Origin of the sequence: Microcoleus sp. LAD1_D5 (assembly GCF_036702115.1) — a bacterium.
In the GTDB taxonomy this organism is placed as follows: Bacteria; Cyanobacteriota; Cyanobacteriia; order Cyanobacteriales; family Microcoleaceae; genus Microcoleus.
Map to the genome: position 1 here is coordinate 1 of NZ_JAUBSA010000153.1, position 4,621 is coordinate 4,621.

Consider the following 4,621-nt stretch of genomic DNA (forward strand, 5'->3'; position numbering starts at 1 on the left):
CAAAACTTATATTGCCGAGGAGAACTCGAATTCACTCATCTTTCTAAATGCTGTTTTCTCACTTTTTCAGCAAGCCCAACTTAGACGCGGCCAACGGCTGAAAAACAAATTCAAACCGAGCGAACTTACCGTTTGAGTCGCTGCAATCCTTGAGAAGTGTTGCCAATACATCGGGCTGGATGGTTCCAAAAACGCTCAACCACAAACCATCTAAATCCGCCTTAGTTCCAGAAGCCCGCAGAACTGTGCTGCCTGTACCGTTCCAGAACTCAAGCAAGTCCTCATCGTCGCTACCCTTACCCCCTCGGTATTGATTGGCTGACTTAAATAGTCCTGCCAGTTCGTCGCAGCGGTACATCAGAGCCTGATCGGGATGCTCTGCGACCTGATACAAAATCCCTTCACCTGTAGCTTTGGAGAAAGAGTAAAGTCTTTGGCGCGGTGGTTTCGGTGGCGGGCCTTGAGGTTCATCTCCTGATTGTTTCTTTTTGTGGGACTTATAGTCGGCAATTTCCTGCTCGTAGTCGTCGCAAGCTTTGCGGTACTCTTCCCGTGCTTTCTCTCGCAGTGGCTGCATTGGCCGGTCAATTATTGCCCGCATGATGGGTGATTTCTTTTGAGATGACTCAGCTACAATGCCTGCGAAATAGTTAGGGGGGCAGCGATAATCGGTATCGCGCCGGAGCAGAACTTCTGAACCAACCTTGAACAGACTAGAAACTTGAGTGAGGAGCGCTGCTAAGTAGCACTCGGTTTTCAGATTCAGCCGTGTTGCCAAAGTCTTAATCGGCGCTGCAAGGCTGGCTGGCAAAATCTCTGATAGTTCAAGCTGTGCTCTTTGAGCCGAAAGCAATCGGGCAACTTCGGCCGCGGTATCCTCTTGGTTTATTTCTTGCTCTTGCTCGCACTCGCGGTCGCGGTAAATTTTCCAAACATCTGCAGCATTGACTCGGAACCTTTGAGCTAGCTCGGAGATTTTAAGCTGTAGCTGAGATTTCTTGAGGTCGGAGTCTAGGAGCATTGGTGACAAGTTAAGACTTAATTGCATTTGTCAATCAATAATATTACTCAAAAAAACTGCTTTTTTAGGAGTGGAAAATTCACGCTTTGAGAGGGAGTAAGTATAAATATCATGGAGGCATGATTCCTCGATCGCCAAAATCTCAGTTTTATGCCCAAAATCCGAGTAAATGTTGAGCATAATTGCTGATTGACAAATGCTTTCTTAGATTAACTTGTTACCAATGCTCTAGGAGGTGTTCGATTTCTTCCCCTAACTCGGAGATGTCGGGAATCTGGAATTTCTCAGGATGGATGACTTTTGCTGTTGCCGCCGGGGGAATCTCAAAAACTTTCTTCTCTCCGATCGCGGCTTTGATATCCTCTGCGGTTATTTGATGTTGGTCGATCCAATCAGCAATGTCTAACCCTTTACTTTTGAGTACGTTTTCCCACCTTTTAGAGTTTGGGTAGGGATAAAGCCATAGGGCGTTAGGGAATTCCTGAGCCAATACCTCGGCGTGTTTGATACCTGGTTCATCGCGATCAGGAACGATAACAACCTTTGCACCTTCTAAATCGCTTGTGTCAGAGCTTCGCCACTTGCTAGAGTCACCTATGTTACAGGTAGCGGCCAAGCCTAAATCCCACAAAATGTCCGCACAAGCCTCACCCTCGACAAGGTAAATCAGCTCATTATTTGCGATCGCCTTTTTGACCTCTGCGTAGCGGTAAATAGGGATATTTTCACGCGCTACCCCTTCCGTGCCTCCTATCCAGCCAATCTGTCGGGAACTCTTGCACTTGCCCCAGCTTTGCTGAGTCCAGTCAGGCTTGCCACCTTGCCCGTCGTCAAACCTTACAACTCGCACCAATGGGGAGCCGTCGCGGGCGGGGTATTCCCAGTAGCGAGTCTGCCGGGGGCGGATACCTTTTTTGTTGGATGGGAGCGTAGTAAATTTTCCCGTCCTTATCAGCTTTCGATGTTGCTTCCCAGCCCGTAGCGGTTGGCTGTTCGCGGTTACAGACTGACAACTCACCGATTGAGTAGCACCAGTCAGGCTTGCCACTGTGAGGACAAGGATTGTCTTTTGTTACACGAATGAGTTTGGCGGTACTTGCAGGACGTCCGTTGTTCCAGTTACTATTCATAGTAAGAATTGTTGGTCTCGCGACCATATCCAAAGACCGCTGCTTCAGGTTCCAATTGAGTGCAGCGGTTTTTTGGCGTTTACATTTGTCGAAAAATTGAAGGCATAGGAGGAACAGCCCGCGAATTAAATTGCGGGGGCAGGGCTATCGCTGCGAGCGCAGCCACCTATTTCGGCTTTCGGGATAGAAGTAAAAGGTTTCTGAGGTGGCGGTCTAGTACCAGCGCTTGTCTCAATTTTCTCTACTGATTCAACCCCTGTATCTGTGTCGTGGATAGCGCCTGAGAATCTCAACCTTTCGGGAGGTTCAAGCTCTACACGCCAATTGAACTCATGCCAGATTAAGAAGGCTTCCCACCACGTAGCCAGAGGTAGAGATTCATCTGGCGCACACAACTCAATTTGACAATAGCCTTTACCAGGGCGCTGTAGCCTTTTCATTGCTTCTGTAGTGAGCGCGTGCTGATACATCCGTTGGATGTCGGATTTAGGGCGAGAGAGGATGATTTTACGCGCACGACTATCGACACTCGCCAGGAGCGCTTCTTCAAGAGATTTAGAAGTTGCGAGGTCGATTTTTATCATTTGTCAATTTTACTCCTCCTTTGGGTTCCTTCAGAAGTTGGCAAACAGAGGGTCAAGAAAGGGGGAAAGATTAAACTGGCGACACCTTAAGGTGTCGCCAGTTCAGTCTGTCTCACACGTCTTTCACCGCAAGGGTTTGGGAATGTGTGCTTCACTAGCAGTCTTTACACCCAAAACTGCATCCCACGGTTGAGGTTGGGGTTCTCCTGGTGTTGGTGTTGGTGAGACTGCTACCCCAAGCTGAGGTATTTGCAAGTCATTGAGGTAATAGGCGTACTGATTCCCCTCCCCCCGTTGTGGGTAGAACTTGCCGTTAGTTTTCCAGAAGAAGTCCTTGCCCCGCAAAACCGCTAACACCAGTTCTATTTCCGACTTAGTACCAGTCAATTTTAAGGCTGCTGTTGTTGGTATAGCCTTTCTCAAAAAGGTGAGGTACGAATTTTGACCTGGAAAGCTTGACAATACAGGGTTTCTGTATACCTCATTTATCTGAGAAACGCTATATATTCGGCTGTCTAGTCATCACCCTCCCCCTCAAACTGATTGAGTAAATCTTGCAGTTTGACCTTACCTTCTGAGAATTTTCGCCCTTCCATTTTGAGGACATTTTCAATAATCCAAGTGGGTGATTTACCCGCTTCCTTTGACTTGCAAACTTCCAAATATATAGGGTAATCGGGAGACTCGGAAGCGGAAGTGGTATTCTGCAAGTCGCTGTGATATATAGCTTCCAGCGCTTTCCGGCTTTTTTCCACGTCAGCCCCAGGGCTTGCCAGAATAAGTTCTGCTTCCTGCTGTCTTTGTTGCTGGGAAATGTAGGCACTTGTCGAGATTTCATCAATTACATCGGCATTAATCGCCCTGGTTTTGATGAACTCAATTTCATTTTCCTCTGCTAGTTTGCGGGCAATGTTACCCGCCGATACTGCACAAGCAATTGCTGTACAGAGACTTAAACCTTGCACCGATTTGTGCCAGCCAATACGCTCGTCAAGTGCGGTCAAGGAAGCTAGCCACAGCGCAACGGCCGCGCCGCTAAGGACGAACATTTTCAACTGCATAGAAACACCCCCGCGCCGATGCCTGCCATTGCCAGCGCTGCCATCAACAAAGCTTGCAGATTTTGCATTGAGATTTTGAGCCAGCCACTAACCGAAAAATCAAGCAGCCAGCACAAGCCCCACAAAACAAAGGCTGCTACTGCTAAAAAGACGATCGCTCTCATTGCCATTGGATGCAAACTCGCTATCCATCCCAAAAGGGAGGAAGCGATGCACCCGGCAATAAAGTAATTTGCCAGATACATCGCTCTCATTAGTTTGTGCCTCCCATCAACTTGGCTTTAATCGCATCAATCCGAGTCCTGCCGTCGGAGTCTGCTTTGTCAATCCCAAAACCCAACCGTGCGTAACCGGGTCGGAGTCCGTGCAGTTTCTTGGCTAAACCAGCATCAGCGCGCTTCTTACCGAGTTCATTCTCTGCGACCACTCCCTCATATTTCCGGTGCTCTTTGTGCACGGTTTTGTCGGCTTCCTCAATCTTGGTCAAAGCTTTGTAAGCCCGCTTAGACTGCCTCGCGCCGTCGGTCTTTTCCTTGGCTAGCTCTTTTAATTTGTCGGCTTGCTCGCGGTCAAAATAGCGCGGGTCTGGCACAACAGGAACAGATCGGATGCTGGAAAAATTGCCGGGTGTATTCGGGGTAATTACTCCTGCATCAGTCTGTGCCAATACCTTAGATTTGTCGATCGCGTGGTTGCCGTCGTTGCCAGCCGAAAGTTTGCCAGCGTCCGACTGGCCGCCACCGAATAGCGGGACTTAAACAAAAAATACGGTGAAAATACGTTATAATGCTTGCATAGCAAGCATATAACGTTAAAGAATGACCA

8 protein-coding genes are annotated in these 4,621 nt (G+C 48.3%); 1 reads left to right on the forward strand and 7 read right to left on the reverse strand.

The window, feature by feature from the left end; genetic code table 11:
- Positions 1–58 precede the first annotated feature (58 nt).
- The 7 genes from QUA70_RS28070 to QUA70_RS28100 all read right to left on the reverse strand — a co-directional run bounded on the left by QUA70_RS28070 (position 59) and on the right by QUA70_RS28100 (position 4,388).
- Positions 59–1,048 (reverse strand): DUF3987 domain-containing protein, encoded by a 990-nt coding sequence (locus QUA70_RS28070; protein ID WP_333351032.1) that lies wholly within the window; start codon positions 1,046–1,048, stop codon positions 59–61.
- Positions 1,049–1,238: 190 nt separating this feature from the next.
- Entirely contained in the window at positions 1,239–2,069 is an 831-nt protein-coding gene (locus QUA70_RS28075; protein ID WP_333351030.1) for a hypothetical protein, read from the reverse strand.
- Positions 2,070–2,276: 207 nt separating this feature from the next.
- Positions 2,277–2,735, reverse strand: coding sequence for a hypothetical protein (locus QUA70_RS28080; protein ID WP_333336303.1), 459 nt, complete (start codon positions 2,733–2,735; stop codon positions 2,277–2,279).
- A 123-nt stretch (positions 2,736–2,858) separates the two neighbouring features.
- Positions 2,859–3,197 carry a hypothetical protein gene (locus QUA70_RS28085; protein ID WP_333336305.1) on the reverse strand — a complete coding sequence of 113 codons (339 nt, stop codon included), beginning with the start codon at positions 3,195–3,197 and terminating at the stop codon, positions 2,859–2,861.
- Between the two features lie 53 nt (positions 3,198–3,250).
- A complete protein-coding gene (locus tag QUA70_RS28090; protein ID WP_333410770.1) occupies positions 3,251–3,796 on the reverse strand; it encodes a hypothetical protein in 546 nt (181 codons plus the stop codon).
- Positions 3,787–4,050 (reverse strand): hypothetical protein, encoded by a 264-nt coding sequence (locus tag QUA70_RS28095; RefSeq protein WP_333336310.1) that lies wholly within the window; start codon positions 4,048–4,050, stop codon positions 3,787–3,789. Before QUA70_RS28095 ends, QUA70_RS28090 begins: the two co-directional genes overlap by 10 nt.
- A complete protein-coding gene (locus QUA70_RS28100) occupies positions 4,050–4,388 on the reverse strand; it encodes a hypothetical protein (protein WP_333336313.1) in 339 nt (112 codons plus the stop codon). The genes QUA70_RS28095 and QUA70_RS28100 overlap by 1 nt, the downstream gene beginning before the upstream one ends.
- A 16-nt stretch (positions 4,389–4,404) precedes the next feature.
- Between QUA70_RS28100 and QUA70_RS28105 the strand changes: the two genes are divergently transcribed.
- Positions 4,405–4,554: a hypothetical protein gene (locus QUA70_RS28105; RefSeq protein ID WP_333336315.1), complete on the forward strand. Its 150-nt coding sequence runs from the start codon at positions 4,405–4,407 to the stop codon at positions 4,552–4,554.
- Positions 4,555–4,621 lie beyond the last annotated feature (67 nt).

Bases quoted from the DNA above. Each gene is read 5' to 3' on its own strand.
- QUA70_RS28080 (WP_333336303.1), bottom strand. From the start codon at position 2,735: ATGATAAAAATCGACCTCGCAACTTCTAAATCTCTTGAAGAAGCGCTC.
- QUA70_RS28090 (WP_333410770.1), bottom strand. From the start codon at position 3,796: ATGCAGTTGAAAATGTTCGTCCTTAGCGGCGCGGCCGTTGCGCTGTGG.
- QUA70_RS28095 (WP_333336310.1), bottom strand. From the start codon at position 4,050: ATGAGAGCGATGTATCTGGCAAATTACTTTATTGCCGGGTGCATCGCT.
- QUA70_RS28070 (WP_333351032.1), bottom strand. From the start codon at position 1,048: ATGCAATTAAGTCTTAACTTGTCACCAATGCTCCTAGACTCCGACCTC.
- QUA70_RS28105 (WP_333336315.1), top strand. From the start codon at position 4,405: ATGCTGGAAAAATTGCCGGGTGTATTCGGGGTAATTACTCCTGCATCA.